This is a genomic window from Streptomyces sp. NPDC058664 (genome assembly GCF_042716635.1).
GTDB lineage: Bacteria > Actinomycetota > Actinomycetes > Streptomycetales > Streptomycetaceae > Streptomyces.
Genome location: NZ_JBHXRW010000218.1, coordinates 1 through 1,331, shown reverse-complemented (window position 1 = coordinate 1,331; position 1,331 = coordinate 1). Strand labels below are relative to the sequence as shown.

The window sequence follows — 1,331 nt, the reverse complement described above, 5'->3', positions numbered from 1 at the left end:
TGAACCGTTCCGGGTTCGGCAGAGACTCGATCGTTTGAGAGGATCGAGTCATGGCACGTTCTTCCCAGTACCCGCTTGAGCTGCGCCGTTGTGCGGTGCGGATGGTCGCCGAGGTGCGGCCCGACTACGACACCGAGTGGGCCGCGATGAAAGCGGTGGTCCAGAAGCTGGGTATTGGCACGACCGAGACGCTGCGCAAGTGGGTCCGGCAGGACGAGATCGACGCCGGAACCCGGCCGGGGACGACGACGCAGGAGTCCGCGCAGGTCAAGGCGATGAAGAGGGAGATCGCCGAGCTGAAGCGGGCCAACGGGATTTTGAAGGCGGCGGCGAGTTTCTTCGCGGCCGGGCTCGACCGGCCATACACACGCTCGTAGCCTTCATCGACGAGCACCGGGACCGCTTCGGCGGCGTCGGGCCGATCTGCAGAACGCTCACCGAGCACGACTGCAAGATCGCCCCCTGCACCTACGATGCCCACCACAAACGCCAGGCCACGCCGTCCGCCAGAACTGTGCGAGACGCCGGCCTGAAGGAGCTGATCAGCGAAATCTTCGAGGCCAACTACCGTGTCTATGGGGCCAGGAAGGTCTGGCGCGAGCTGAACCGGCAAGGACAGGCAGTGGCCCGCTGCACCGTCGAACATCTGATGCGCGAACTCGGCATCACCGGCGTGGTCCGCGGCCGGCGGGTGGTCACCACGCTGCCCGGCGGGCAGGCCGGGCAGCCACCTGACCTGCTGGACCGCAACTTCGCCACCTGCGCCCCGAACCGCTGCTGGGTCGCGGACTTCACCCACATCAAGACCTGGGCAGGCGTCGTCTACGTCGCCTTCGTCGTGGATACCTTCTCCCGCCGGGTCGTCGGCTGGTCCGCGGCCACCGTGAAGGAGACCGTCTTCGTACTCGACGCCCTGGAAATGGCTCTCTGGCAACGTGATCGCGAACAACACCCCGTCCAACCCGGCGAGTTGATCCATCATTCGGATGCCGGATCGTAATACACGAGCTTCCGGCTCGCCGAGCACCTGGACACCGCCGGCATTACCGCCTCGATCGGATCGGTCGGCGACGCCTACGACAATGCCCTGATGGAGAGCATGATCGGCCTGTTCAAGACCGAGCTGATCAAGCCCCGACGGCCCTGGAAGACGCTCTCCCAGGTCGAACTCGCCACCGCCGAATACATCGACTGGTACAACCACCGACGACTCCACGGTGAGATAGGCCACGTCCCACCGGCCGAATACGAAGCCAAGCATTACCTGAGCACCACAAAACCCCAGCTCACAACCAACATCTGAGGTCTCTATCGAACCCGGAACGGTTCAC

Annotated in this window: 1 pseudogene; it reads left to right on the top strand. The window is 64.5% G+C overall.

Annotation, left to right across the window (positions count from 1 at the left end):
* Positions 1-50 precede the first annotated feature (50 nt).
* Positions 51-1,303: pseudogene (locus ACFWUY_RS41690) on the top strand (IS3 family transposase).
* Positions 1,304-1,331: the final 28 nt, after the last annotated feature.